This is a genomic window from Halolactibacillus sp. JCM 19043, assembly GCF_001310395.1.
Classification (GTDB): domain Bacteria; phylum Bacillota; class Bacilli; order Bacillales; family Amphibacillaceae; genus Halolactibacillus; species Halolactibacillus miurensis.
This window is the reverse complement of the sequence record NZ_BAXD01000016.1, coordinates 29,492-53,260: the sequence shown is the minus strand read 5'-3', so window position 1 is coordinate 53,260 and position 23,769 is coordinate 29,492. Positions and strand designations below refer to the sequence as shown.

Annotated in this window: 27 protein-coding genes and 1 riboswitch; of the genes, 6 read left to right on the top strand and 21 right to left on the bottom strand. The window is 39.0% G+C overall.

Features of this window, described 5'->3' with window-relative positions; all coding sequences use genetic code 11:
* Nucleotides 1-17: 17 nt before the first annotated feature.
* The 7 genes from yunB to JCM19043_RS16035 form a co-directional block, all read right to left on the bottom strand.
* Complete coding sequence (gene yunB, locus JCM19043_RS09210; RefSeq protein WP_062321937.1) at nt 18-752, bottom strand: sporulation protein YunB; 735 nt, start codon at nt 750-752, stop codon at nt 18-20.
* Between the two features lie 42 nt (nt 753-794).
* Entirely contained in the window at nt 795-1,877 is a 1,083-nt protein-coding gene (locus JCM19043_RS09205) for an HD-GYP domain-containing protein (protein ID WP_062321935.1), read from the bottom strand.
* Nucleotides 1,878-1,975: 98 nt separating this feature from the next.
* Complete coding sequence (locus tag JCM19043_RS09200; protein WP_062321932.1) at nt 1,976-3,364, bottom strand: bifunctional UDP-sugar hydrolase/5'-nucleotidase; 1,389 nt, start codon at nt 3,362-3,364, stop codon at nt 1,976-1,978.
* A gap of 137 nt (nt 3,365-3,501) precedes the next feature.
* A complete protein-coding gene (gene nadA / locus JCM19043_RS09195; RefSeq protein ID WP_062321930.1) occupies nt 3,502-4,590 on the bottom strand; it encodes a quinolinate synthase NadA in 1,089 nt (362 codons plus the stop codon).
* The gene (gene nadC / locus JCM19043_RS09190) at nt 4,591-5,427 is read right to left on the bottom strand and encodes a carboxylating nicotinate-nucleotide diphosphorylase (protein ID WP_062321928.1); all 837 of its coding nucleotides are present in this window, start codon (nt 5,425-5,427) and stop codon (nt 4,591-4,593) included.
* The gene (locus JCM19043_RS18185; protein ID WP_255349953.1) at nt 5,424-6,143 is read right to left on the bottom strand and encodes an FAD-binding protein; all 720 of its coding nucleotides are present in this window, start codon (nt 6,141-6,143) and stop codon (nt 5,424-5,426) included. The genes nadC and JCM19043_RS18185 overlap by 4 nt, the downstream gene beginning before the upstream one ends.
* Nucleotides 6,119-6,907: an FAD-binding protein gene (locus JCM19043_RS16035; protein WP_082394506.1), complete on the bottom strand. Its 789-nt coding sequence runs from the start codon at nt 6,905-6,907 to the stop codon at nt 6,119-6,121. Before JCM19043_RS16035 ends, JCM19043_RS18185 begins: the two co-directional genes overlap by 25 nt.
* Nucleotides 6,908-6,994: 87 nt before the next feature.
* Here JCM19043_RS16035 and JCM19043_RS09180 point away from each other — a divergent pair, with 87 nt between their 5' ends.
* From JCM19043_RS09180 to JCM19043_RS09165, 4 genes are all read left to right on the top strand, one after another.
* The gene (locus JCM19043_RS09180) at nt 6,995-8,104 is read left to right on the top strand and encodes a cysteine desulfurase family protein (RefSeq protein ID WP_062321926.1); all 1,110 of its coding nucleotides are present in this window, start codon (nt 6,995-6,997) and stop codon (nt 8,102-8,104) included.
* Nucleotides 8,105-8,202: 98 nt separating this feature from the next.
* The gene (locus tag JCM19043_RS09175) at nt 8,203-8,889 is read left to right on the top strand and encodes a phosphoribosylaminoimidazolesuccinocarboxamide synthase (RefSeq protein ID WP_062321924.1); all 687 of its coding nucleotides are present in this window, start codon (nt 8,203-8,205) and stop codon (nt 8,887-8,889) included.
* Nucleotides 8,890-9,086: 197 nt separating this feature from the next.
* A complete protein-coding gene (locus JCM19043_RS09170) occupies nt 9,087-9,710 on the top strand; it encodes an endonuclease III domain-containing protein (RefSeq protein WP_062321922.1) in 624 nt (207 codons plus the stop codon).
* Nucleotides 9,711-9,724: 14 nt separating this feature from the next.
* A complete protein-coding gene (locus JCM19043_RS09165) occupies nt 9,725-10,549 on the top strand; it encodes an aminoglycoside 6-adenylyltransferase (protein WP_062321919.1) in 825 nt (274 codons plus the stop codon).
* Between the two features lie 399 nt (nt 10,550-10,948).
* Here the strand turns inward: JCM19043_RS09165 and JCM19043_RS09160 are convergent, their stop codons facing one another.
* The 3 genes from JCM19043_RS09160 to JCM19043_RS09145 all read right to left on the bottom strand — a co-directional run bounded on the left by JCM19043_RS09160 (nt 10,949) and on the right by JCM19043_RS09145 (nt 12,802).
* Nucleotides 10,949-11,383 (bottom strand): RDD family protein, encoded by a 435-nt coding sequence (locus JCM19043_RS09160; RefSeq protein ID WP_062321917.1) that lies wholly within the window; start codon nt 11,381-11,383, stop codon nt 10,949-10,951.
* 715 nt (nt 11,384-12,098) lie between these two features.
* The gene (locus JCM19043_RS09150; protein WP_062321913.1) at nt 12,099-12,485 is read right to left on the bottom strand and encodes a hypothetical protein; all 387 of its coding nucleotides are present in this window, start codon (nt 12,483-12,485) and stop codon (nt 12,099-12,101) included.
* Between the two features lie 80 nt (nt 12,486-12,565).
* Complete coding sequence (locus JCM19043_RS09145) at nt 12,566-12,802, bottom strand: hypothetical protein (RefSeq protein WP_156321378.1); 237 nt, start codon at nt 12,800-12,802, stop codon at nt 12,566-12,568.
* Between the two features lie 233 nt (nt 12,803-13,035).
* On the opposite strand from JCM19043_RS09145, the gene JCM19043_RS09140 reads away from it, so the two are divergent.
* Nucleotides 13,036-13,341, top strand: a complete 306-nt coding sequence (locus JCM19043_RS09140; RefSeq protein WP_231631475.1) for a tyrosine-type recombinase/integrase — start codon at nt 13,036-13,038, stop codon at nt 13,339-13,341.
* 61 nt (nt 13,342-13,402) lie between these two features.
* On the opposite strand, the gene sufB is transcribed toward JCM19043_RS09140, so the two are convergent.
* The 9 genes from sufB to JCM19043_RS09095 form a co-directional block, all read right to left on the bottom strand.
* The gene (gene sufB / locus JCM19043_RS09135; RefSeq protein WP_062321906.1) at nt 13,403-14,800 is read right to left on the bottom strand and encodes a Fe-S cluster assembly protein SufB; all 1,398 of its coding nucleotides are present in this window, start codon (nt 14,798-14,800) and stop codon (nt 13,403-13,405) included.
* A gap of 29 nt (nt 14,801-14,829) precedes the next feature.
* Nucleotides 14,830-15,270: a Fe-S cluster assembly sulfur transfer protein SufU gene (gene sufU / locus JCM19043_RS09130; RefSeq protein ID WP_062321904.1), complete on the bottom strand. Its 441-nt coding sequence runs from the start codon at nt 15,268-15,270 to the stop codon at nt 14,830-14,832.
* Nucleotides 15,260-16,480: a cysteine desulfurase gene (locus JCM19043_RS09125; protein ID WP_062321903.1), complete on the bottom strand. Its 1,221-nt coding sequence runs from the start codon at nt 16,478-16,480 to the stop codon at nt 15,260-15,262. Before JCM19043_RS09125 ends, sufU begins: the two co-directional genes overlap by 11 nt.
* Before the next feature lies 1 nt (nt 16,481).
* A complete protein-coding gene (sufD, locus tag JCM19043_RS09120) occupies nt 16,482-17,783 on the bottom strand; it encodes a Fe-S cluster assembly protein SufD (RefSeq protein ID WP_062321901.1) in 1,302 nt (433 codons plus the stop codon).
* Between the two features lie 22 nt (nt 17,784-17,805).
* The gene (gene sufC / locus JCM19043_RS09115) at nt 17,806-18,585 is read right to left on the bottom strand and encodes a Fe-S cluster assembly ATPase SufC (protein ID WP_062321899.1); all 780 of its coding nucleotides are present in this window, start codon (nt 18,583-18,585) and stop codon (nt 17,806-17,808) included.
* A 359-nt stretch (nt 18,586-18,944) separates the two neighbouring features.
* Nucleotides 18,945-19,136 (bottom strand): hypothetical protein, encoded by a 192-nt coding sequence (locus JCM19043_RS09110; RefSeq protein WP_062321898.1) that lies wholly within the window; start codon nt 19,134-19,136, stop codon nt 18,945-18,947.
* Between the two features lie 204 nt (nt 19,137-19,340).
* Nucleotides 19,341-20,153 carry a MetQ/NlpA family ABC transporter substrate-binding protein gene (locus tag JCM19043_RS09105; RefSeq protein ID WP_062321896.1) on the bottom strand — a complete coding sequence of 271 codons (813 nt, stop codon included), beginning with the start codon at nt 20,151-20,153 and terminating at the stop codon, nt 19,341-19,343.
* Nucleotides 20,154-20,195: 42 nt separating this feature from the next.
* Nucleotides 20,196-20,861, bottom strand: coding sequence for a methionine ABC transporter permease (locus tag JCM19043_RS09100; RefSeq protein WP_062321894.1), 666 nt, complete (start codon nt 20,859-20,861; stop codon nt 20,196-20,198).
* A complete protein-coding gene (locus JCM19043_RS09095) occupies nt 20,854-21,879 on the bottom strand; it encodes a methionine ABC transporter ATP-binding protein (protein WP_062321892.1) in 1,026 nt (341 codons plus the stop codon). The genes JCM19043_RS09100 and JCM19043_RS09095 overlap by 8 nt, the downstream gene beginning before the upstream one ends.
* A gap of 196 nt (nt 21,880-22,075) precedes the next feature.
* Nucleotides 22,076-22,189: riboswitch (SAM riboswitch) on the bottom strand.
* A 136-nt stretch (nt 22,190-22,325) separates the two neighbouring features.
* On the opposite strand from JCM19043_RS09095, the gene JCM19043_RS09090 reads away from it, so the two are divergent.
* The gene (locus JCM19043_RS09090) at nt 22,326-22,742 is read left to right on the top strand and encodes a TlpA disulfide reductase family protein (protein WP_062321890.1); all 417 of its coding nucleotides are present in this window, start codon (nt 22,326-22,328) and stop codon (nt 22,740-22,742) included.
* A 60-nt stretch (nt 22,743-22,802) separates the two neighbouring features.
* Here the strand turns inward: JCM19043_RS09090 and gcvH are convergent, their stop codons facing one another.
* The gene (gcvH, locus tag JCM19043_RS09085) at nt 22,803-23,243 is read right to left on the bottom strand and encodes a glycine cleavage system protein GcvH (protein ID WP_062321888.1); all 441 of its coding nucleotides are present in this window, start codon (nt 23,241-23,243) and stop codon (nt 22,803-22,805) included.
* Between the two features lie 49 nt (nt 23,244-23,292).
* Nucleotides 23,293-23,649, bottom strand: coding sequence for an arsenate reductase family protein (locus tag JCM19043_RS09080; protein ID WP_062321951.1), 357 nt, complete (start codon nt 23,647-23,649; stop codon nt 23,293-23,295).
* Between the last annotated feature and the right edge of the window lie 120 nt (nt 23,650-23,769).

Genomic DNA, 23,769 nt, shown 5'->3' with positions numbered 1-23,769 from the left:
GCAAGTATTCATTTACTTTACTCCGCCCCATCCAACATACCAGGATAATAATACATATCGGGTACATCACCAATAAATCCACCACTCCCAAGCGGTATGACTTGTTTTAACGTTGCTTTCCTAGAAGCAAATGGCACCAAGGTACGAATCTCAACGGTTAAATGCACAACCGGTTCAATATGCATACTGTTGATCTGTAAGGGGGTTAATTTCGTTTCAAGTTCCGCATTCACAAAACCTGTCACTTCAAGTTCTATCGGGATTTTTGGTCCGAGATTTTGAAATAACGGCAAATCTAACGCCTGACCTAGAGGAATCGTAAACACTGTTTCATCTTTTCTTTGGTCCAAATCACTAAATGTTTGTTCACGTCGTTGATCTGTCATTAAAATGTCTGATTGATTTAGAATAATGCCTTGTTCTAAATATTTCAAGTACAGATCAACCCGTTCATACATATGGCTTTTTAATTGGTTTTCTAATTGAAGATTAATGTTGTAACTAACAACGCGGCCTGTTTGATCGTATTGAAATTCAAGTAAGTCATCTGAGGATAAATCTTCGTAAATCGTATGGTGAACAGCTAAACTCATCGCTTCATTTACATATTGCGTAATTTTCGTTTCGGCAATATCTAATATTAGTGGGCGTAATTTGTAGTTAATATAAATTAAGGAGATAAGCGTGACAATGATGAATAATATACACGTAAATAAAAAAGACCGGTACCATCTTTTATATTTAAAATACATAAAAACCCCCTCCTAACATGAGTCTATGTTAAGAAAAGGGGATCATGACATTTTATAGCCTGTAACGGTCACATTATTTTCTGTCGCTAAATCTAAGTCATAAGGCGTCACGACTTGATTGTTTTCACTAAAGACGCGGACAACAGGGCGGTTGTATAATTTATGATTTTGTCTGACAACAATGGCGCGGCGATTGTCACTTAACTCAATCGTTACACCGTTTGGATAAACGGCAATCGTGTCTCTAAATAAGCGCACCATTTCCGGTTCAAATAGCGTCCCGCTTCCTGCAAACAAGATATCGAGTCCTTCTTGTGGTAACATCGCATCACGATAAACACGGTGACTCGTCACGGCATCAAATACATCCGCAACACCAAGAACTTTACCAAACAAATGAATCTCATCACCAACAAGACCACGCGGGTAACCTGAGCCGTCCATTCGTTCATGGTGCTGATAAGCACAATGTGCCACAAGTAACGGTAAATCTGATGATGAACGTAAAAATTCAAATCCTAGCTCGGGGTGTGTTTTAATTAAATCGAACTCAAAATCATTTAATTTACCGGCTTTTTTCAAGATTTCTTCTGGTAAAAACACTTTCCCTACGTCGTGAAGCATGGCGCCAAGACCGAGCTGACGTATTTGTTTTTGCGTCATCTTCATCTCACTCGCCAGCGCCACAGCATACATCGTCACGTTGACCGAGTGTGAAAATAAATAATCATCACTAATAAAGATATCTGACATAATCGATAACACTTCTTGGTCACGTTGAATTTGCGTAATGATTGTATCGACTAATTCGGTCATATTTTCATTGACTTTACTAAATAAAAACCCTTTATCTTTAAAGCCATTATTCTTAAATGAATTAAAGACCGATTTCACCGTTTGCATCGATTCAATTTTCACTTCTTCTGATACAGGTGAGTGGATAATAATATCATCTGAGATAGCATCTTTCACATAGACAAAGGTGACACCTAAGTGTAACAAGCGGTTAATCATCGCTTTCGTTAATTTAATATCTTTTTGAATGAGGACTTGTCCCCGATCATTGTAAATCGGTTTCGCTAATTCACTGCCTTCCTCTAAGCTCTTTGCTGCAATTAATCTCATGTCTTTTCCCAACTTTTTCGTCTATAGTCTTTCTCTAAGAAAATCCTAACAGAAAACGCGACTTTTTTCTACCCATTTCACAGACATTATAGACAACTTTACGCGGTTTCGAGTGATATTTTTAACAAATCGCGCATGAATTCGGGCATAAAATACGTTTTTTTGCTGGCATGCGCGATATTTGGTGCCAAATGACCGAAAGTAAACATATCTGCGGTTGCTAACGTGTAGGTTTCATTAGGGTCAAGAAGCTTTTGATTGATGCTAATACTTCTAATGAGTGGTTCATGACAATCTACTTCTTTTAATTCAATTTCTAAACCATCATAAACTAACACTCCCATCACTTTCCCCCTAAAACCATAACCGACAACAGGATAATGAATATAACGATCCGTTAACCCTTCCCGAATGACTTCTTGAAGTTCACGACCAGTCATTTCAACAACCGCTGGATTAATCGGATGTGGACAAATACGGTGGAGATCGTGTAGCGTAACGTCCCCTTTCGGTAACGACTCGAGAATAATTCCCGCATTTAACATCGCAATATCTGCCCCGGTCCATGATTTTAAAGTCTCTGTCAGTGATTGAATGATTGGCGTTTCTTTAAACCAATCCACTTCTAACGGTGCTGGTAATGTACACACGACATCACTCATAGTACGACTCGCTTGCTCCCCTAATGTATCAAGTAGCGTTTCTGTCGCTGGATCTGCCTTTAATGTGTCGATAGATAGTGCATATGCCGTCTTTTCTATGACAGCTCGCTTGTCAGTGTCATACGTGAGGCTGGCTTGTCCGACATAATGACCAAATTTACCGACAGCACTTAAGATACTGTTATTGATGTGTTTACCCTCTTTAAATAAATGATGGGTATGGCCGCCAATAATGAGATCGACTTCATCAAAGTATTTTGCGATCAATTCATCTTGGTCCACGCCTAAATGAGACAAGACGATAATGCTGTCAACCTGGGGTGTTAGTTCTGTCAGTGTAAGTTTTAACTGTTTTAAAGGATCTAGCGCATCCCAACCCATTGGGTGATAAAAATGATTAAATGGGGCTGTTAAACCGACGATGCCTACTTTAAAATTTGGTGTAACGTCTTTAATCACGTAGCGCTTTAACCAAGCAGGATTATCGCCATCTTGGCTCACAACGTTCGCACACACAACGGAAAAGTTAGCGTCGTCATACAGATGATAAAACTCATCACGATCAAGGGTAATGCCTTCATTGTTACCAAAGGTCACGACATCATATTTGGCTTCATTTAATAATGTGACATTACTCAGTCCTTTAGATGCTTCTGAAATTGGCTGCACCCGGTCTAAATGGTCGCCATTATCGAGAATTAAGTAGGGTTCTTGTTTTCTTTTATGTTGGTGTATTTTCTCTTTTAAGAAGTGGACAATTTTAGGCCAGTTTTCAAAATGACTATGTAAGTCACTCGTATAATATATATGTAATGTTTCCTTCATGTTTAAACCATCCCTCACATTCGGTACTTCTATCTTTTGTCGAGTCGTTACTCACGTCATTTATATTTTTATGCATCTCTATTCATAGTATACAAAAAAACCTATCTCGTCCAATAGTTGAGATAGGGTTTCTCTAGTTAAATATTAAACATCCGAGTAATCGCTGCTTTGGCATCTTGTCTTTTGGCATCGTCTACTTTGATCACATTTATTGGATCATTTTTTATCAGTTGTTCGAGTGCCCACGCTAAATGTGGTAAATCAATCCGATTCATCGTCACACAAGCACACATGTGCGGATTTAGTGAACGAATATCTTTATCTGGATGATGCGCCTTTAAACGATTGACTAAATTCATCTCGGTACCAACCGCAAACTTACTACCTGACGGGCTCTGTTCAATCGTCTCGATGATGTATTTTGTTGAACCAGCATAATCAGAGGCTTGAACAACGTCGTAATGACATTCCGGATGAACAATGACCTGAACGTCTGGCTCATCTTTTCGTAAAGTATTCATTTGTTCAACAGTAAAGTGTTGGTGCACAGAACAGTGACCTTGCCATAAAATTAATTGAATCTGTTCGTCTGCACTCGTTTGATTTAACGTTTCTTTAATCGGATCCCACACCGCCATCTGGTCTAACGCCATACCTAAGTCAACGGCCGTATTTCTGCCTAAATGCTGATCAGGTAAAAATAAGATTCTTTTGCCTTGTCCTAGTGCCCATGTCATTACTTTTTTTGCATTTGAAGATGTGACCGTTGCCCCGCCGTGCTTACCGACAAAGGCCTTGATCGCCGCTGAGGAATTCACATAGGTGACCGGCAACAGTTCCTCGCCAAACCGCTCGGTTAAAATGTCCCAACACATTTCTGTTTGACGTTCTGTCGCCATATCAGCCATTGAACATCCAGCGCGCATATCCGGTAAGATAACGCGTTGATGGGGACGAGCCAATAAATCAGCTGTCTCTGCCATAAAGTGCACACCACAAAAGACAATATATTTGGCGGTTTTTTCTTTTGAATAAAGCGCCAATTGTAAGGAATCACCGGTCGCATCAGCGAACTGAATCACCTCATCACGTTGATAATGGTGACCGGGGATAAATAAGTCTTCACCTAGCTCTTTTTTTATTTCGATAATCTGTCGTTTAAGTTCCGCTTCTGTTGCCTGTAAAAACCGTTCAGGTATCGTTGTTTGTTTAAATAAATTTAACACTTAGCTTTCCCCCTTGATGAGTAAACTGATATCTAATGCCTCAGTGGAGTGGGTTAACGCCCCCATTGAAATAAAATCAACCCCACAGTCTCGGTATGTAGCGATATTATCTAATGTAATATTACCCGACGCTTCTGTCACAATCGTCGATGGGACATCCTTAATCCAAGTTGAAATGACGTCTGGCGAGAGATTATCAAACATTATTACATCAACACCTACCTCAATCGCTTCTCGTAACTGTTCCCGTGTTTCAATTTCGACTTCAATTTTAGTTAAGTGGGAGATCACCTGACGACTACGTTTAACCGCTTCTGTGATTGAATCAAAACAAGCTAAATGATTCTCTTTCAACATGACCGCATCATACAGGGCATAACGGTGATTATAGCCACCACCACACGTGACCGCATACTTTTCTAACATTCTTAACCCTGGCGTTGTTTTTCGCGTATCGACAAGCTTGACAGGCGCATCACCTAATTTTGATACGGCCTTCGCTGTCATCGTGGCAATCCCACTCAGATGTTGAATCAAATTTAAAATCACTCGTTCTGTTTTTAACAAGAGCCGATAAGAAGCAACGACGCTACAAATCACCTCTCCCGTTTGACATCGATCACCATCTTTTTTGTACCAAGTGATTTGAACAGGCTCATGAAATAATTGATAACTTGTTTCTATCACTTCAAGCCCGCAAAAGATACCTGAAGCTTTGACGAAGAACGTCGCGTAACCTCGCTTATCTTCGGGAATCATGCGACTTGAAACATCATCATGACCGATATCTTCATTAAAAAACTGTTTTAACTGATCTTCTAGTAATAAAGGATTCACTGTCTCACCGCCTGTTTCTCTTTGTTTGTAAGTTTATGAGCACCGATGGATTCTTTACGATTTAACGCTGCCTGTAAGACAAGTTGACTGACGAGCAACATATTTTCTGATGTGTAACGCTCCAATGTTTTAGTTGGGTGATCGATTGCGCCACGTGTGGTTATCGGTAACGCACGAAGTTCTTTTTCAAACTGCTTTAAAGCTGTTTGGCTTCTTACGACACCTAAATAGGTTTCGTTCGCTTGTTTTAGTGCCTCGATTGACATATCTAGCGGTTGAACCTTCATTGGTAGGTCCTCAAGCACATATGTACCTGGTGACATCGGTGGTTTATTTCTTAATACATCCGCTAAGTCCTTCCCAAAGACAAGCGCTTCTAGTAGTGAATTACTTGCCAAACGATTGGCCCCGTGTACACCAGTGGCGGCAACTTCACCAATCGCGTATAAATGAGGAACAGTTGTTTCATGTTGTTCATTAACCGCCAGTCCTCCCATCGTAAAATGGGCTCCTGGTTGAACTGGAATCAAGCCTTGCTTTATATCGATGCTATTTTCATGCAGTAAGTCGGTGATTTGCGGAAAGCGCCGCTGAAAGCCTTTAACCGACCGAATATCTAAATACGTTGCTTCGCCTTGTTGGTTTCGGGTGTATAGCACTTGACTTACCACATCACGCGGCGCTAAATCTTTTAACGGATGATCAGCATGATGTATTCACCTCGGCCGTTCACTAACCTCGCCCCTTCCCCGCGAACCGCTTCTGAGATTAAAAATCGTTGCTGGTGTCCAATCGCCAAGGTCGGATGAAACTGAATAAACTCCAAATCTTTAACGGCGGCACCCGCTCGGTAGCCAATCGCAATCCCGTCACCTGTCATGAGTGGATCATTCGAATGGTGTTGAAAAATCCCGGCATACCCTCCGGTCGCAAGGACCACCGCATCAGCAAAGTAGTCCTGCCGTTCTAAGGAATGATTCACTGTTCTAACCCCGACACAACGCCCCTCTTGCTTTAATAGATCCACCGCTGTTGTTTGTTCAATGATTGTCACTTTATCTTGTAATAATTGATGATAGTGACAAGTAAGCCGTTTACCTGTTTGGTCACCACCCGCATGCAAAATGCGTCGATGTTGATGCGCCCCTTCTTTTCCTAAGATAAATTGGCCAACGACTTGATCAAATATAAATCCCGATTGGATTAAAGACTGCATCACATTCGGCGCATTTTTTATGAGTTTTTCTACTTGTGCAACATCATTTAAAAAACTCCCAGCCATCAATGTGTCATGTATATGGCTATCTAAATGATCGTGTTGACCCATTACACAAGCAATCCCACCTTGTGCTTTGACCGTGTTACCTGTTTGTTTATCGCCTTTTGACAGCATAATGACATCATAGTCATTTAATAAATTGTACGCGAGTTGACAGGCACTTAGGCCCGTCCCAATGATGATGAGTTGTTTACGTTTCATAGTCACCCTTCTTTATAGTTGTCTTTACACCTATATTTACATATAATAAAGGAAACCCAAACCTTTTTCAAGAAGAGAGTGAAACAATTGATTTATCTAGATCATGCCGCAACGACTAAACCGTTACCAATCGCCCTAAAAACCTATCAAGACGTCGCAAAACAATATTTCGCTAATCCTGCAAGTCCCCATCATGTAGGCGAAGTGGCAGATGACTTAATCAGCCAAGCGAAGACAATCTTTACAGACTACTTTCATATACCACCAGATGGCATCATTTTCACTTCTGGGGGCACAGAAAGTAACCATCTGATTCTTGACCTCGTCCTCCACCAGTTCAATGGTGAACCGATTCATATAATAACAAGCACTGTCGAACATGCCTCCCTATATGACACGTGTCAGTTATTAGAACAACAAGGGCGTCTGTCCGTTACCTATATTACCCCAGCTAAAAACGGCCAGATCACAAAACAACAATTGATAGACGCGGTGCGACCAGACACCAAACTCGTCACCATTCAACTCATTAATAGCGAAACAGGCATCAGTCAAGATAATGAGATGATAAGTGAATTTTGTAAAGACCATCAGCTATTATTTCACACGGATGCTGTCCAGGCTTTCGGGAAACAAAAACTTTCAACCACCTTTAACTACGTCGATGCCTTATCGCTTTCCGCCCATAAAATTCACGGTCTAAAAGGCATCGGCGCTTTACTACTTAAACAGCCTAAAGAGTGGCGCGCACCTTTTCAATCAAAAACACAAGGCGGATTTAGACAAGGGACGATTGATGCCGGATTAATTGCGAGCTTTGCCGCCTGCGTAAATGACTACATCACACATGAAAGCAAAAGATTAAACCGATTGATGGAATTAAGACAGTATGTAGTCAACCAATTAAAACACGAACAATTACCCATCAGCGTGATCGGTGAAGCCCATGTCACTTCTCCTATCATTGGTTGCTTGTCAACATCAAGCCATGGTGATTATATTCAACAAGCTTTAAATCGCAAACAGATCTATGTCTCAACAAGAAGTGCTTGTCATTCAAAAACAACGGGAGAGATCCGGTCCTTAACACCGCTCTATCCTACTGAACAACATCAGCATTATTTCAGAATCAGTATCGGCTACTTTACAAGTAAATCAGAAATAGATGCCACCATTTCCGCACTAAAAACCACTTAAAACACGAACGTTATAATATAGGTATTGTTAATTATTCGTTATTGATATAGAATAAGCATTATATTCATCACTATTATCTATATAAAGGAGCTAAATGCATGAAATTAACGTATCAAGGAAAAACAAAAGACGTGTATCAACGTCAAGATGGAAATTACGTATTGAAGTTTAAAGACGATGTCACAGGTGTGGACGGTGTTTTCGATCCCGGCGCCAATACGGTTGGCCTTTCAATTGAAGGCGCTGGTAAAGCCGGATTAAAATTAACGACCTACTTTTTTGAACAGTTAAATAAGCAAGGTATTCCGACACACTTTATCGATAGTCATATCGACGAACAAACGATGACCGTTAAGCCTGCGTCTGTTTTCGGTAAAGGTTTAGAAGTCATTTGTCGTTACCGTGCGGTCGGTAGCTTCTTACGTCGTTACGGATTATATGCAGAAGAAAATCAACCGCTTGATGCGTTTGTTGAAGTAACGTTAAAAGATGATGGACGAGAAGATCCACCGATCACCAAAGATGCTTTAGCCATGCTTGATATCCTAACAACAGAAGAGTATGAGACGTTAAAATCGTTGACGCAACAAATTGCGGGTGTCATTAAAGATGAGCTGGCGAAAAAAGACATCGAACTATATGATATTAAATTTGAATTTGGCCGCGATCAAACAACCGGAGACATTCTCTTAATTGATGAAATTTCAGGCGGCAATATGCGCGCCTTTAAAGACGGCGAGTATATTGAGCCACTCACATTAGAAAAACTCTTCTTCCAATCATAAGCACTTTCTCAAACGGCACTTAAAGCACCATCATGACATTTAGGCTAGCACAACCGATCCTGTATCGTTTGTGTTACCCTTTTCTATTGCCCACTTTCTATTAAGCTAGATAGAAACATATCAACTGACGCCTGAGTGCGTGAATGCTATACTTAAGCTAGTTATCTATTAAAATTAAGGAGCAGATATACGTTTATATGACACAAGACAAAATAAAAACCGCACTTGATCGTTTAGTCGATCATTACGGACACCAAGACTGGTGGGAAAGTGATCATTACCTGGCAGATGTGGTTAGTATGATTCTTATCCAACAAACAACCCAACTAAACATGGAGAAAGCTTTAGATAACTTAAAGCCTCACCTTTCACTTGATACATTATTAGCAATGGAACAAAGTGCATTAGAAGCGCTCATTCGCCCAGCTGGTTTCTATAAACAAAAAAGCAAATATATTAAAGCTATTACCCACTGGTTTCACCAACATCACACCACACTAGATAGATTCGAACAGTACCCTACGAATACGTTAAGACAAGAACTTTTAACGATTCAAGGCGTTGGGGAAGAAACGGCTGACGTGTTGCTTTTATATATTTTTAATCGCCGGGTATTTGTGAGTGATCAGTATGCAAGACGATTATTTTCACGGCTCGGCTTTGGTGATTTTAAAACTTATCAAGATATGCGACAACACTACCAACCATTAGTCGAGAATATTAACTTAAAACAATGTAAGGAGTGGCATGCGGCCATTGATGTACACGGGAAAGTCTTTAGACAAAATCCAACCATGGATGAATCATGGTTACTTGATTAAAAGGAGTGGGAGAGTTGCGGAGTGAACAAGCGATGTATGATTTAATCCTCTCTGTCGCAAAAGAAGATACACGGATTCGCGGTGTATTATTAAACGGATCACGGGCCGATGCCAGTAGAAAAAAAGATGAGCTACAGGACTATGATATTATTTATATCACTGAACACGTCACTGACTTCAACAACACCCTAGACTGGTTAGATGTCTTCGGTGAGCGGCTTATCATGCAAACACCGAGCACAAACGACCCTAACCGTCTGGCTGTTTTTTTAATACATTTTACAGATTTCACACGGATAGATTTACGTTTAATCCATCCAGATTTACTCCCAGATGCGATTGATGATGCTCATTCAGTTGTTTTGTTAGATAAAGACGAGCAATTTGATCACTTACATTTTCATCATGATAAACGTTACTTAACGAAGCGATTATCAGAAACAGCACTGAATCATTATGTTAATGAATTTTACTGGGTCAGTACGTATGCTGTAAAAGGGATTGTACGAGAGGATTTCTTTTATACTCAGGCAATATATGCGCAGCCTCTTCTTGAGAGCTATATAACACTGTTAAAACAAGTCGTATTGATACAAGAAAAAAAACAAGCACTGGCTTTTGGAAAAGCGAATCAGTTCTTAAGCGATTATTTAGCACACCCTGAAAGACTACAGGCTTATTTTAACATGTCAACTTTGGCTCATATGAAGCAGTCCTTACTTTCAATGATTGATGACGTTCATCACTTCCAGTTGACGTTAAGTAGCGCAAATAATCAACCAGTAGACCACACGGAATATCAAGGAGTGTTAACTTATTATCAGCATTTTTTAACATAAACACCACCCCATGTTCACATAAAAACCCTCTCACTGATTGCACATCAATCAGTGAGAGGGTTTTGACTATCGTTAAAAGGCTTAACCAATACTTCCTTCCGTTTCGAAGGATTCTAATTTGATAGAAGAAACTAAACACAAGCAATAACAAATAAACACGTCTAACCCTTGGCCTAACTAGGTTTTAGCCGTTATTTAAACACAATGAGTAACTTCAACTAAAAAACAAAGGGATCAAATAATCCATCACCCAGATTTTTGGATGAGAATTTATTTGATACTTACATTATCGGTCTCTACGATTGTCTTTCTCTTTAACCAGGAAGTTCCAGACACCATGTATCAAAAAGACTTAAATTGAGCAGTCGCCCCTACTGAAAAAAAAGGGGTGACTGCTTTTTAGTCTGGAAAATTATTAGTAACATAAGTTTTAGCAAGCAAATCGTGAATCGCCCGCTTATCATCTCTAGTTGAAATAAGATAGATACTAACAAATTGAAGTAAACCCATGCTAAAATAATAAAGTAGATTCTTCACTAAAAGCTCTCGAAAAATAAGTGTACTTAATGTTAACCTATTATTTGAAACAGGAGCAATTCTGATTCCAACGGCTCGTTTTCCAATTGTATATCCATTCCATAGTAGTGGAAGTGTGATGCTGTATACGTGTGATAAAATAACCAGCGCAATAATAAAAAAATCTAAAAATGGGAAATTACCTTTGTGAAAAACAAAACTAATTATTAAAGCAATTATTACATTAATAATTAGATCGATAATTAGTGCAAGGCCTCTTTCAATAACTCCAACTGGACTTGCTGATAAAGTATTCATCCTGACACACCTCGCAATTCATAGTATTTATATATATATTTTGAATGAACGTAATTTAATTAAAGATTTTCATTAGTATCGCATAGATATCTTTGGACTTTTTTAACAATATTCGCAATATTCCGAAAGAGTGTTTTACGAATGAATTTCATAATTCTGAGCCTTGCGGCCCAATAGTTTTGAAGCATAAGAAAAGCTCCATGCAATCGCGCGCGCGCGCACTTATACACTCTACCGAGTATGTGCTAAAACACACATGTTATTTAGATTTTCATCACGCGTATATTAAGTGTAGCAAATTTAGAACGAGAAGAAACAAAATGAACGAAAGAAAACGTAAAAGAGGTTACTAAATGTCGAGTATTTATGTTAGAAGAAGATCAATAATTAAAAAGCAAATTTAATTACTAAAAAATTATCCTTATAATTTTTGTTGCATCCATTGAGGGTTACTAAGAATTATATGGACAAGTAGTCTCTTCTAAAAGATAGTTTTTCTCCTTCTCTTCTAGGTTCTATTTGTTTGAGTTACTTTTCATAACTTCTATTAGAATCTGGTACATTAAAAATATTATGGTGCAGACAGTTAAATTTATTGGTAGAGAATACACGAATGCTTGTATTATAGTTGTGCCAAAATCCAATAAAACTAAGAAGTTACTTATTGATATCAAACATAGTATAAATATAACTAAACCCATGAATTCACCTCCAATTACCACCCAATAATATCTGCTGTTGATTTAAAATTGTTAGCACTTGAAGAATAAGTTACACTCGTCATGCCAATATTTACACCATAGCTGATATTTCCTAAAATACTTTTACCATCAGCATAACTAATGCTAATTGTACGATCAATTGTGCTACCTACCGGCTTCGCTTTAAAGTAGCCATTACCTTCGTAGTCATGCGGGAAACTCCCAAGACCACTCATCTTAAAAGAGTGACCTGAATAATCCGACATAGAAGCTCGATCTATAAAGTATGAAGTAGTTGAACCTTCAGGTCCGAAATCTCTCATCCATAAATTTAATGTAGCACCAGAAACGTTATCCCAATATTTTTTGTTTAATGCGAATCCAAAAGAGTCATTATCCAATTCTACGTTCTCTTTCCAGTAGAAGCTTGGATAGATACTGTATGTTCCATCAGTATTCCTCCAACCTGTTGCATCAAATTCTAAATCACTGGTAGGATGAATTGAACAGAAAAATCACCATCACTACTTGGTAAAGAAGCTGCTTTTCTTTCTGAATACCCATCAAATATAGAATCATCTTCTAATGTAGTATAAATTGTATACTCACCTCGATAGCTTAAATTATTTAACACATCATCAGGCATACCTCGACTCGCTAAGAATGTATCTATTGTATCTTCATTAATATTTTCAAGATTTATCATTTCTACTGCCACATCATCATTTTTAACCTTTTTTTTGTTTTTGCACTAGCAGTACTTGCGAAAACCATACTAAAAACAAGAACTAGTAACACTAGTAGTAATAGATTTTTTTTAAACACTCTTGGCCCTATTTTCATAATTTCCTTATTCCTCCTTTTTATATATAAATAAAGGATAACATAGTTAAAGTTCAAAAAAACAAAAATCAAGAAAAAAAAGTTTATGCATTTGACTTTACAATTCAGGTGAATTGTAAAGCTTCTTCCGTTCATTTAATGATTCATCAACAAGACGGACGATGGTTAAGAACCAATATTGTCAGAGAATATTTTAAAGAAGTATGTAAAAGAGCAAAAGTCCCGATTTTAAGCTCTCACGCTTTAAGACACAGTCATGCCGTTCACTTATTAGTATTTGGTGCAAATATAAAATACGCATCTGAGAGACTCAGCCATAAATCGGCACATGTCACTGCAGATACGTATTTACACATTACCGAGAAACTCGAAAAAGAATCTCCCGATTTGTATTCAAATTACATTAATTCATGATTTGGTGGGTAAAAAGGGGCAAGCCTCAATTACACCTCACCAAAACGTTTATATAACAACGTTAACCAATACTTCCTTCCATTTCGAAGGAAATTAATCGGTTCATTTCAACCGCATATTCCATTGGTAATTCTTTTGTGAATGGCTCGATGAAGCCCATGACAATCATTTCTGTCGCTTCTTGTTCTGAAATACCACGACTCATCAAGTAGAACAGTTGTTCTTCAGACACTTTCGACACTTTCGCTTCGTGCTCAAGTGAAATGTTATCATTTAAGATTTCGTTATATGGAATCGTATCAGACGTTGATTTATTATCCATAATTAACGTATCACATTCAATGTTTGACCGTGCCCCGTCAGCCTTACGGCCGAAGTGAACAATCCCACGGTAAGAGACTTTACCACCGTGTTTTGAGATAGATTTAGATACAATCGTTGACGATGTATTTGGTGCCAAGTGAATCATCTTCGCCCCAGCATCTTGCACTTGTCCTTTACCCGCAAGCGCAATGGAGAGTGTCATACCACGTGCACCTTCTCCTTTTAGAAGAACGGCAGGATATTTCATCGTTAACTTCGATCCAATATTGCCATCAACCCATTCCATCGTCGCATTGGCATCACATGTTGCTCGTTTGGTAACGAGATTATAGACGTTGTTTGCCCAGTTTTGAATCGTTGTATAACGGCAATAAGCATCCTTTTTAACATAGATTTCAACAACCGCACTGTGGAGTGAGTTTGTCGTAAAGACAGGTGCTGTACACCCTTCTACGTAATGAACCGATGCGCCTTCATCAACAATGATCAATGTACGTTCAAACTGCCCCATATTTTCTGAGTTAATTCGGAAGTACGCTTGCAGTGGCGTATCTGCTTTCACACCTTTTGGTACATAGATAAATGAGCCACCTGACCATACAGCTGAATTTAAAGCTGAAAATTTGTTGTCAGTATAAGGAATGACTTTACCGAAGTATTCTTTAAACAAATCTTCATTTTCTTTCAGTGCTGTGTCTGTATCTTTAAAGATAATCCCCATTTTTTCAAGGTCTTCTTTTAAGTTGTGGTACACAACTTCAGATTCATACTGTGCGGACACACCGGCAAGGTATTTTTGTTCCGCTTCTGGAATACCTAATTTATCAAACGTTCGCTTGATTTCTTCAGGCACCTCATCCCACGAACGTTCAGAACGTTCAGATGGTTTTACGTAATAGGTGATTTCATCAAAATCAAGTTCTGATAAATCGCCACCCCATTGTGGCATTGGTGTTTTATAGAAATGTTCGAGCGCTTTAAGACGATATGACAACATCCATTCAGGCTCATTTTTTATTTTAGATATTTCACGCACGACTTTTTCTGTTAGGCCGCGTTCGGTACGGAAAATCGAGACATCTTTGTCATGAAAACCGTATTTATATTCGCCCACTTCTGGTGCATTTTTAGACATAATAGCCCCTCCTTTGTTACATCATAGTATTAAGCTTCGTCCTCTTGCTCAATTGCTTTCTCCATCGCTTTCCACGCAAGTGTCGCGCATTTAATGCGCGCTGGAAACTTTTGAACACCTTGAAGTGCTTCGATATCCCCGAGCTCTAACCCGTCACTATCCGTTTCTTTTCCTAACATCATATCAGAAAAATACTGTGATAGTTTTAAGGCTTGTTCGACAGATTTCCCCTTAACAACTTGGGTCATCATTGAAGCAGATGCAAGTGAAATCGAACAGCCTTCGCCTTCAAACTTAGCATTTGTGACTGTGTCACCTTCAATAATAAAGTGCAACTGAATCCGGTCACCACAGGTTGGGTTATTCATTTCAAGGGTCAAACCATCTTCTAATGTGCCTTTGTTTCGCGGATTTTTATAATGATCCATAATGACTTGACGATAGAGTGTATCTAGATTATTAAAAGACATCTCCGAAAAACTCCTTCGCTTGTTTAAGTCCGTCAATAAAAAGATCAACATCTTCAAACGTATTATATACATAGAAACTTGCTCTGGCTGTTGCGGTCACCTTAAGCCACTTCATCAGCGGCTGGCAACAATGGTGCCCTGCTCTTACTGCAACACCGAATGAGTCTAGAACCGTTGCGGTATCGTGTGGGTGAACGTCTGTTAAGTTAAACGTCACCAAACCACATCGTTTGTCCGGTCCATATATGTCAATACCGTCTATTTTTTTTAGTTCTTTTATTGCATAATCAGTCAATGCTTGCTCATGGGCCGTGATTTTATCAAACCCAATCGATTGTAAGTAGCCAATCGCGCTTGCTAATCCGACCGCACCGGCAATAATCGGTGTACCACCTTCAAACTTCCACGGCAACTCTTTCCAAGTTGCGTCTGTTAAACTGACAAAATCAATCATTTCACCGCCGTAATCAACCGGGTCCATTTGATTGAGTAACTTTTCTTTACCATACAACACACCGATACCTGTTGGTGCCCCCATTTTATGCCCACTAAAGGCATAAAAGTCACAATCAAGGTCTTGTACATCAACTGCCATATGCGGGACAGCCTGTGCACCATCGACAACAACAACGGCACCCATGTCATGCGCATGAGCTGTAATGTCTTTAATTGGATTGATAGTACCTAATACATTGGATACGTGTGTAATGGCCACAAGTTTCGTCTTTTCAGTCACCGTCTGTTTAACAGCCGTCATGGTCATTGTCCCATCCGCTTCAAGCGGGATGAATTTTAGCGTCGCCCCAGTCCGCTTAGCTACTTGTTGCCAAGGAATCAGATTACTATGATGTTCCATCTCAGTTAACACAATCTCATCACCCGCTGTAATAAACGCATCGCCATAACTTCTTGCGACAATGTTAATACTCTCTGTTGTACCACGGGTAAAGATAATCTCTTTTGATTGCTTAGCATTGATAAACTTTGTCACCGTCTCCCGTGCCCCTTCGTAGGCATCGGTTGCTCGTTGGCCAAGTGTATGCACCCCGCGGTGGACATTCGCATTGTCAAATTTATAGTAATCATTCACAGCATCAATGACCACTTGTGGTTTTTGGGCCGTTGCGGCTGAATCCAAGTAAACAAGTTGATGACCATTGATTGTCTGATCTAGAATAGGGAAATCACTTTTGACATCTAAGATGGTCATCTTAGTATACTTTCCCTTCGATAACATCTGTTAGTTGCTTGCGCACCGCTTCGATTGGAATTTCATTCACTACAGGTGCTAAGAAACCATGAATAATGAGACGTTCTGCTTCTCGCTTAGAAATCCCACGGCTCATCAAGTAGTAAAGCTGAACCGGATCCACACGTCCAACAGACGCTGCGTGTCCAGCCGTTACATCATCTTCATCAATGAGTAAGATTGGATTGGCGTCTCCTCTTGCATGTTTACTTAACATTAACACGCGCGATTCTTGTTCTGCGTTGGCTTTTGTTCCACCGTGTTCAATCTTACCGATTCCGTGGAAAATACCGGTTGCTTTATCTTTCATGACACCGTGCTGGAGGATGATACCATCGGTGTGTTTACCATGGTTAACAATGTTGGCTGTGAAGTTTTGTGTTTGATCACCACGACCAACAGAGACTGCTTTCGCATAACAAACAGATTGATCACCTAATAGGTGCGTCACGTTTTCTGAAATCGTATCGCCATCATTCATTTGGCCAAGTGCCCACTCAATTTTCGCATCACGTTCAGCTAAACCACGACGGTTAATATAAGACGTCGTACCGTGCGCAAAGTGATCAACTGAACCGTATGAAATTTTCGCATTCGCTTTAGCAAACACTTCACTCACTACGTTCATGACTGTTTTTGCTTCTGTTTCAGATGCTAAATAATTTTCAACGTAAGTAACTTCACTATTTTCTTCTGCTACAAGTATGACGTGATTAAACAACGCTTGTGCCGGGTTATCCTGCCAAAAGATGGTTTGAATTGGTTCTTCAACTATCACATTTTTTGGTACATAGATAAACGCCCCACCATTAACGAGTGCTCCGTGAAGAGCCGTTAACTTATGTTCATTTACGCTTACCGCATCTGTCATAAAGTATTGTTTCACTAAATCCGCATGTTCTTTAATCGCCGTCTGAAGATCTGTGACAATCACACCTTGTTTTGCCAAATCTTCACTCCTGTGGACATACTCACGAACATTATCACGTAAGATTAATAAGTTTTGTTCTTTTTCAATGTCGATAAACTTTTTAATCCCTTCAGGTAAATCATTAAGGGCGATTTGTTTAGCCGATTGGTTATTGGTCACATGATCAAACGTGTCAAAATCCCAGCGGGTGATTTTCGTTTTATCCGGTTTTGGCATATCAATCGTTTCAGCTGTTTCAAAAGCTTTCAAGCGGAAATCTGTCATCCATGCCGGTTCTTGTTGTTGTTTCGAATAACTTTCTATATAGTCACACGTAAATACATCGTTAGACATCAAATTCCTCCTCCCCTATATATTATTTGCCGACAGTTTCGTCTTCAATTCCGAGTTCGTCTTTAATCCACTCATACCCTTCGCTCTCTAAACGTTCGACAAGTTCAGGTCCACCAGATTTTACAACGCGCCCTTGCATCATCACGTGAACATAATCTGGTTTTACGTAGTTTAATAGACGTTGGTAGTGTGTGATAATTAAGCAACCAAAGTTTTCATTACGTAATTTATTGATCCCTTTTGATACAACTTTTAACGCATCAATATCAAGACCTGAGTCAATTTCATCTAGAATACCAATGGCTGGTTTTAATAGCATGAGCTGCAGAATCTCATTACGTTTTTTCTCCCCACCTGAAAAACCTTCATTTAGATAACGTTGTGACATATTTTTATCCATTTCAAGATAATCCATCGCGTCATCCATCTCTTTAATGAACTTCATCAATGGAATCTCATCACCCTCTTCGCGGTGAGCATTAATAGAAGACCGTAAGAAATCTGACGTTGTCACCCCACTGATCTCACTCGGATATTGCATCGCTAGGAAAAGACCCGCTTTTGCACGTTCATCTACTTCCATCTCAAGAACATCTTCACCGTCCATTAAGATTTGTCCTTTTGTTACTTCATATTTAGGGTGTCCCATAATAGCTGACGCCAATGTTGATTTACCCGTACCGTTCGGCCCCATAATCGCATGGAACTCGCCGCCTTTTATCGTTAAATTAACGCCTTTTAAAATCTCTTTCCCATCAATCTCCACATGAAGATCTTTAATCTCTAATGTTGAACCACTCATATCTATACCTCCTAAGTAATTTGCTTACGTGTTATTCTGATACTGAGTCTCATTTTCATTCTCAGTTTATACTCATTACAATCTTAAACTATTTCAAAAATTATGGCAAGATTTTAAGACCGAAAACATCACTTTTTAAACAATAACGTAAAAAAAGTTTATATCGTTTTCCCGAGTAAGTCAAACATTGCCACATCTTTCAATATTTTTGCTCTGATCGACGGTAACGACGCTCTGAATAATTAACGCCTCCATCACGACTAGCGATTGCCTTATTTTTGGTAATATAAAGAAAAACCTCTCACACTATTTATTTAAATAGCGCAGAGGTTTTTCTCATTTACTCATGTTAATTGAGTTTACATATCTCGGTGAATATCTTGTTGTAGTTCAGCAATCAATTTCATACTTTGTTCATGACTTTTTTCTCGTTCTCGCTCCACTTTCATGCGCTTCTCGACATTCATTTCATATTCTGTGAAATTCACGCCGTGATTTTGATGCATAGCTTTTTCCATTTCTGGTGTGTAGTTCAGATTGAGCTTTTCCATCTCGTTTTAAAAGTCCCCTTATTGATTAATTTATTTATTGCTTGATACAAGTATTATTATAGCACGCTGCCCCTACTATGAAAAACGTGCTTTGACATGATTTGACCTCATTTCACCGAGTAATAACCGCTCTATTCAACATACCTCAGCGCACATAAAAATACAGACGAATTCTTCCGTTTTCGTCTGTATTTCATTGTTCAGTTATTCACCGGCAACAGGAACAACTTCGCCTTGGTATTTTTCATTAATGAAATTAGAGATTTCTTCTGACTGCAAGATTTCAACTAACTTTTGAAGATTCTCATTATCTTCATCTTCAGCACGTGCGGCGATAATATTAACATAAAGGGAATCGGCACCTTCTACGAATAACGCATCGTCCACCGGTGATAGACCTGCTTCAATCGCATAGTTACCATTAATAGCAATGAGTGTATTTGCTTCATTTTCATATGCTTCGATCAGGAATTCCGGATTCACTGATGGAGAAAACGTAAGGTTCAATGGATTTTCCACAATATCATCGATTGTAGCAGCGGATTTATCTACATCATCGGCAAGTGTAATAAAACCATTTGCTTCAAAGAGTGCTAAAATACGCCCATGGTCAGGTACGTTACGACTAATAATCACTTCTGTTCCTTCTTCAATATCATCTACTGAAGCAATGTCTTTTGAAAACACACCGAGAGGTTCTACGTGAATGCCCGCTAGATTAACTAAGTCATAACCATGATCTTCTAAAGATAATTCAAAGAATGGAATGTGTTGGAAGTAGTTGGCATCCAATTCTCCACGTGATAAATCTTCGTTTGGTAATGCGTAATCTGTATACGTTTCAATCGTTAACTCAATACCTTCTTCTTCTAGCAATGGACGCGCTTCTTCTAAGATTTCTGCGTGAGGCACAGAAGTAGCCCCGACTTTAATTTCATTCTCTGCTGATTCTTCTCCACAAGCAGCTAAAAATCCAAGTGACAAGACAAGTAAAAATAAAGTTACAATTTTTTTCATCATGAAATCCCCTTTTCTTTTTTTAATATATGAATAAGCTCATTAGCGCTTATCAATTTTTTTCGTAATAACATCGCCAATAAATTGAAAGATAAATACAATTAATACAATCAGGAGTGTACAGACATAAACGATATCCATATCTCGACGAGTAAAGCCGTAGAAGTAGGCATAATCACCAAGACCCCCAGCACCAATCGATCCTGCGACGGCGGTATAACCGATTAAAGCAATCGCCGTTACCGTCAGTCCTGAAACAAGCGCTGGCATCGATTCTTTTAGTAACACCTTAAAGATAATCGTCGATGTTTTTGCCCCCATCGCTTTCGCTGCTTCAATTACACCGTGATCAACTTCACGTAAAGCAATCTCAACGAGGCGACCATAAAACGGCGCAGAACCTAAAATTAATGCAGGTAATGCGGCTGTTGGTCCGCGGAACGTCCCAAATAAAAAGACGGTGAGTGGTAAAATTAAAAAGATTAAAATAATAAAAGGAATCGCCCGAAATATATTCACAAATCCAGCGGTAATTGAATAAACAATTTTATTATCCCACAAGTTACCCGGCGCGGATAAATAAATGAATAGACCTAGGATCGTACCTAAAATCAACGTCCCTATTAAAGCGACAAGTGTCATATAAAGTGTCTCACCTGTTGCCCATAAAAGATCCATCCAATCAATGTTTGGAAATAAATTAGCCATGTGTGATCACCTCCACATCGACTGATGTTGATCGAATAAATTGAATCGCCTGTTCCACTGCTGGTAAGTCCCCTGTCATTTTTACATAAAGCGAGCCGTAAGCTCCTTCTTGTGTTTGTTTAATGTTTCCTTGAATAATATTAATATCAACGTCATAATGTTTAGCTACCTCTGAAATAATCGCTTGATTGGCTGTTTCTTTTACGAAGGTTAACTTTAGTACATGACCATCTGAAATATGTTCGATTAATACATCATCGGTGAGTTCTTCATCTGGTTTACCCATGACCTGTTCAACAAACTTTTTCGTCACCGGTTTTTTAGGGTGTGAGAAGACTTCAAGGACATTTCCTTGTTCAACCACACGTCCCGCTTCCATTACGGCTACGTTATGACAAATCTTTTGAATGACGTGCATTTCATGGGTAATGAGGATAATCGTTAAACCGAGCTTTTCATTAATATCAACAAGCAAAGCTAAAATTGAGTCGGTTGTCTCTGGGTCAAGAGCCGATGTTGCTTCATCACAAAGTAATACTTTCGGTTTATTTGCGAGTGCTCGTGCAATACCAACCCGCTGCTTTTGTCCCCCACTAAGTTGTGACGGATAATTCTTTTCTTTACCTGTTAGTCCAACAAGATCAATCAATTCTTGCACACGCGTTTGTATTTCAGCTTTTGATGTCCCGGCAATTTCTAATGGAAAGGCAATGTTTTCTTCAACGGTGCGCGACCACAACAGGTTAAAGTGCTGAAAAATCATGCCAATTTCCTGGCGTTTCACCCGTAATTCATGTTTTGATAGGCTAGTGATATTTTGTCCTTCTATTTCTACTGTCCCACTTGTCGGTTCTTCTAAGCGATTAATTAAGCGAATAAAAGTGCTTTTACCAGCACCGCTATAACCAATCACGCCGAAAATCTCACCTTTTTCAATCGATAAACTTAAATCATCTACGGCTTTTAGTTCATGTTCGTTTGTTTTAAAAACTTTCGATAACTGATCAATGACGATCATGTGACTTCCCCCTAATATCTAAATATTCATTCTTTTTATAACGGTATTCATTCTTCTCTCTTTAACCGAATACGCGATGGTTTAATGATTAAATTATCAACCAAACACTATTTCAATCAATATAAAAGCGCCCCTTTATTCTCCTTTAATAAGAGAACAAAAAGACGCTGGCATCATATGCTTACGTTTAAGCGTTCCCTTATCATCCAAAGCTTACGCTTTGCAGGAATTGGCACCTTTTTAAATACAGCTTGTATTTAACGGTTGCCGGGCTTCGTCGGGCCAGTCCCTCCACCTCTCTTGATAAGAGTCTTAAATATTTAATTGGTTAATGGTGATAATAGCACGTTAAAAATATGCTGTCAATAAGTTTTCACAATATTTTGTCCATGTTATACTAATTAATCACGAGAGTATACAACAGTTTGAAAGGATGATTGATATATATGACAACTGCACCAGATTTTACGCTTCCCTATATTGATAAAGACGACCATCTTACATTAAGTGATTTGCGCGGGCGAATGGTGTTACTTACGTTTTGGGCCTCTTGGTGTCCTGATTGTAGTCAGGATATGCCGATGAAAGAGCGATTATTCAAAACCGTGGACCAAAACAAATTAGCGATGATTACCATTAATGTCACTGGTAGAGAAAGGCATCACGATGATGCCGTTCGTTACAAAAATAACTTTATCAAACAACCAACTCTTGTAGATAATGGTCGTGAAACATATCTCAACTACACTTGTTTAGGTGTACCAACGACGGTCTTAATTGATCAACAGGGTCATATCGTTAAACAATGGGGCCAGAACTTAAGCTTTCCTAGTCTAATGGAGGCAATTAGTGCCTATCTTTAAGAAAAACATGCCTGTTCATTAGAAGTATTGACTAATGTTCAGGCGTGTTTTATGATCAGATTACTTCGTTAAATCAATATCATTGATGTGTGACAAGTTTAAAGCAACATGGTCCTCAGTAACGCCCCGCAGAAAATCTTTATACGCGTCACTTGCCATAAGTGCTTTAACATCCTCCATATTATCTGGCTTAATGACAATCAACCAACCCTTATCATAAGGTGACACATTAATCAGTTCAGGTTTATCTTCTAATACATCATTAACCTCAACGATTTCTCCGTTGATTGGTGCATACAGTTCTGATACTGTTTTAACGGATTCAACATTACCGAACGTATCATTCGCTTTCACTGTTTCACCAGTTTCACTGATTTCAGCGAACACAACGTCACCTAGTTCATCTTGCGCATAATCAGTCACCCCGATACGAACTAAGTTATCTTCAATATTTAACCACACATGTTCATCTGTGTAATAATAATCTTTTGGTAAAGTCATTTATCATTCCCTCTTTCATTTAAGCGAATTTGTTGCTGCTTATGTTGCTTTATTTCCATGTTTGTTCGAATTGTTCTTCCTTAAAACCGACCGTCACATGTTGGTCATCATAAGTAAGTGGACGTTTCATTAACATCCCATCGCTTACGAGTACATCGACTTTCTCTTCATGCGTCATATCAGGTAATTTATCTTTTAAATTCAATTCACGATACTTCTGGCCACTCGTATTAAAGAATTTTTTAATATCTAGTCCGCTTCGTTCGATTAGCCCCATCATCACTGCTTTTGATGGTGTGTCTTCTACAATATGGTGCTCATCATAAGCGACACCATTAGCCTCTAACCATTGCTTTGCTTTTTTACATGTACCGCACTTTGGATAACAATAAAACGTCATTGTCAAATGAATCCCCACCCTTTCTCTTTTCTCCTTCTTTAGTATAAAGTCTCTTGCTTCGTTTTTCCACCTTTTCGCTTGTTCTAATGCACTTTCATTGACATCAAAGCATTTATTATGATTAAC

Excerpts from the sequence above, each read along its gene's own strand:
- gcvH (WP_062321888.1), bottom strand. The coding sequence starts at position 23,243 with ATGACTTTACCAAAAGATTATTATTACACAGATGAACATGTGTGGTTA.
- JCM19043_RS09090 (WP_062321890.1), top strand. The coding sequence starts at position 22,326 with ATGACAACTGCACCAGATTTTACGCTTCCCTATATTGATAAAGACGAC.
- sufB (WP_062321906.1), bottom strand. The coding sequence starts at position 14,800 with ATGTCTAAAAATGCACCAGAAGTGGGCGAATATAAATACGGTTTTCAT.
- JCM19043_RS16035 (WP_082394506.1), bottom strand. The coding sequence starts at position 6,907 with ATGAAACGTAAACAACTCATCATCATTGGGACGGGCCTAAGTGCCTGT.
- JCM19043_RS09125 (WP_062321903.1), bottom strand. The coding sequence starts at position 16,480 with ATGACCATCTTAGATGTCAAAAGTGATTTCCCTATTCTAGATCAGACA.
- JCM19043_RS09205 (WP_062321935.1), bottom strand. The coding sequence starts at position 1,877 with ATGAGATTAATTGCAGCAAAGAGCTTAGAGGAAGGCAGTGAATTAGCG.
- yunB (WP_062321937.1), bottom strand. The coding sequence starts at position 752 with ATGTATTTTAAATATAAAAGATGGTACCGGTCTTTTTTATTTACGTGT.
- sufC (WP_062321899.1), bottom strand. The coding sequence starts at position 18,585 with ATGAGTGGTTCAACATTAGAGATTAAAGATCTTCATGTGGAGATTGAT.
- sufU (WP_062321904.1), bottom strand. The coding sequence starts at position 15,270 with ATGTCTTTTAATAATCTAGATACACTCTATCGTCAAGTCATTATGGAT.
- JCM19043_RS09100 (WP_062321894.1), bottom strand. The coding sequence starts at position 20,861 with ATGGCTAATTTATTTCCAAACATTGATTGGATGGATCTTTTATGGGCA.
- JCM19043_RS09200 (WP_062321932.1), bottom strand. The coding sequence starts at position 3,364 with ATGAAGGAAACATTACATATATATTATACGAGTGACTTACATAGTCAT.
- JCM19043_RS09105 (WP_062321896.1), bottom strand. The coding sequence starts at position 20,153 with ATGAAAAAAATTGTAACTTTATTTTTACTTGTCTTGTCACTTGGATTT.
- JCM19043_RS09110 (WP_062321898.1), bottom strand. The coding sequence starts at position 19,136 with ATGGAAAAGCTCAATCTGAACTACACACCAGAAATGGAAAAAGCTATG.
- JCM19043_RS09095 (WP_062321892.1), bottom strand. The coding sequence starts at position 21,879 with ATGATCGTCATTGATCAGTTATCGAAAGTTTTTAAAACAAACGAACAT.
- JCM19043_RS09175 (WP_062321924.1), top strand. The coding sequence starts at position 8,203 with ATGAAATTAACGTATCAAGGAAAAACAAAAGACGTGTATCAACGTCAA.
- sufD (WP_062321901.1), bottom strand. The coding sequence starts at position 17,783 with ATGTCTAACGATGTATTTACGTGTGACTATATAGAAAGTTATTCGAAA.
- JCM19043_RS09160 (WP_062321917.1), bottom strand. The coding sequence starts at position 11,383 with ATGAATACTTTATCAGCAAGTCCAGTTGGAGTTATTGAAAGAGGCCTT.
- JCM19043_RS09170 (WP_062321922.1), top strand. The coding sequence starts at position 9,087 with ATGACACAAGACAAAATAAAAACCGCACTTGATCGTTTAGTCGATCAT.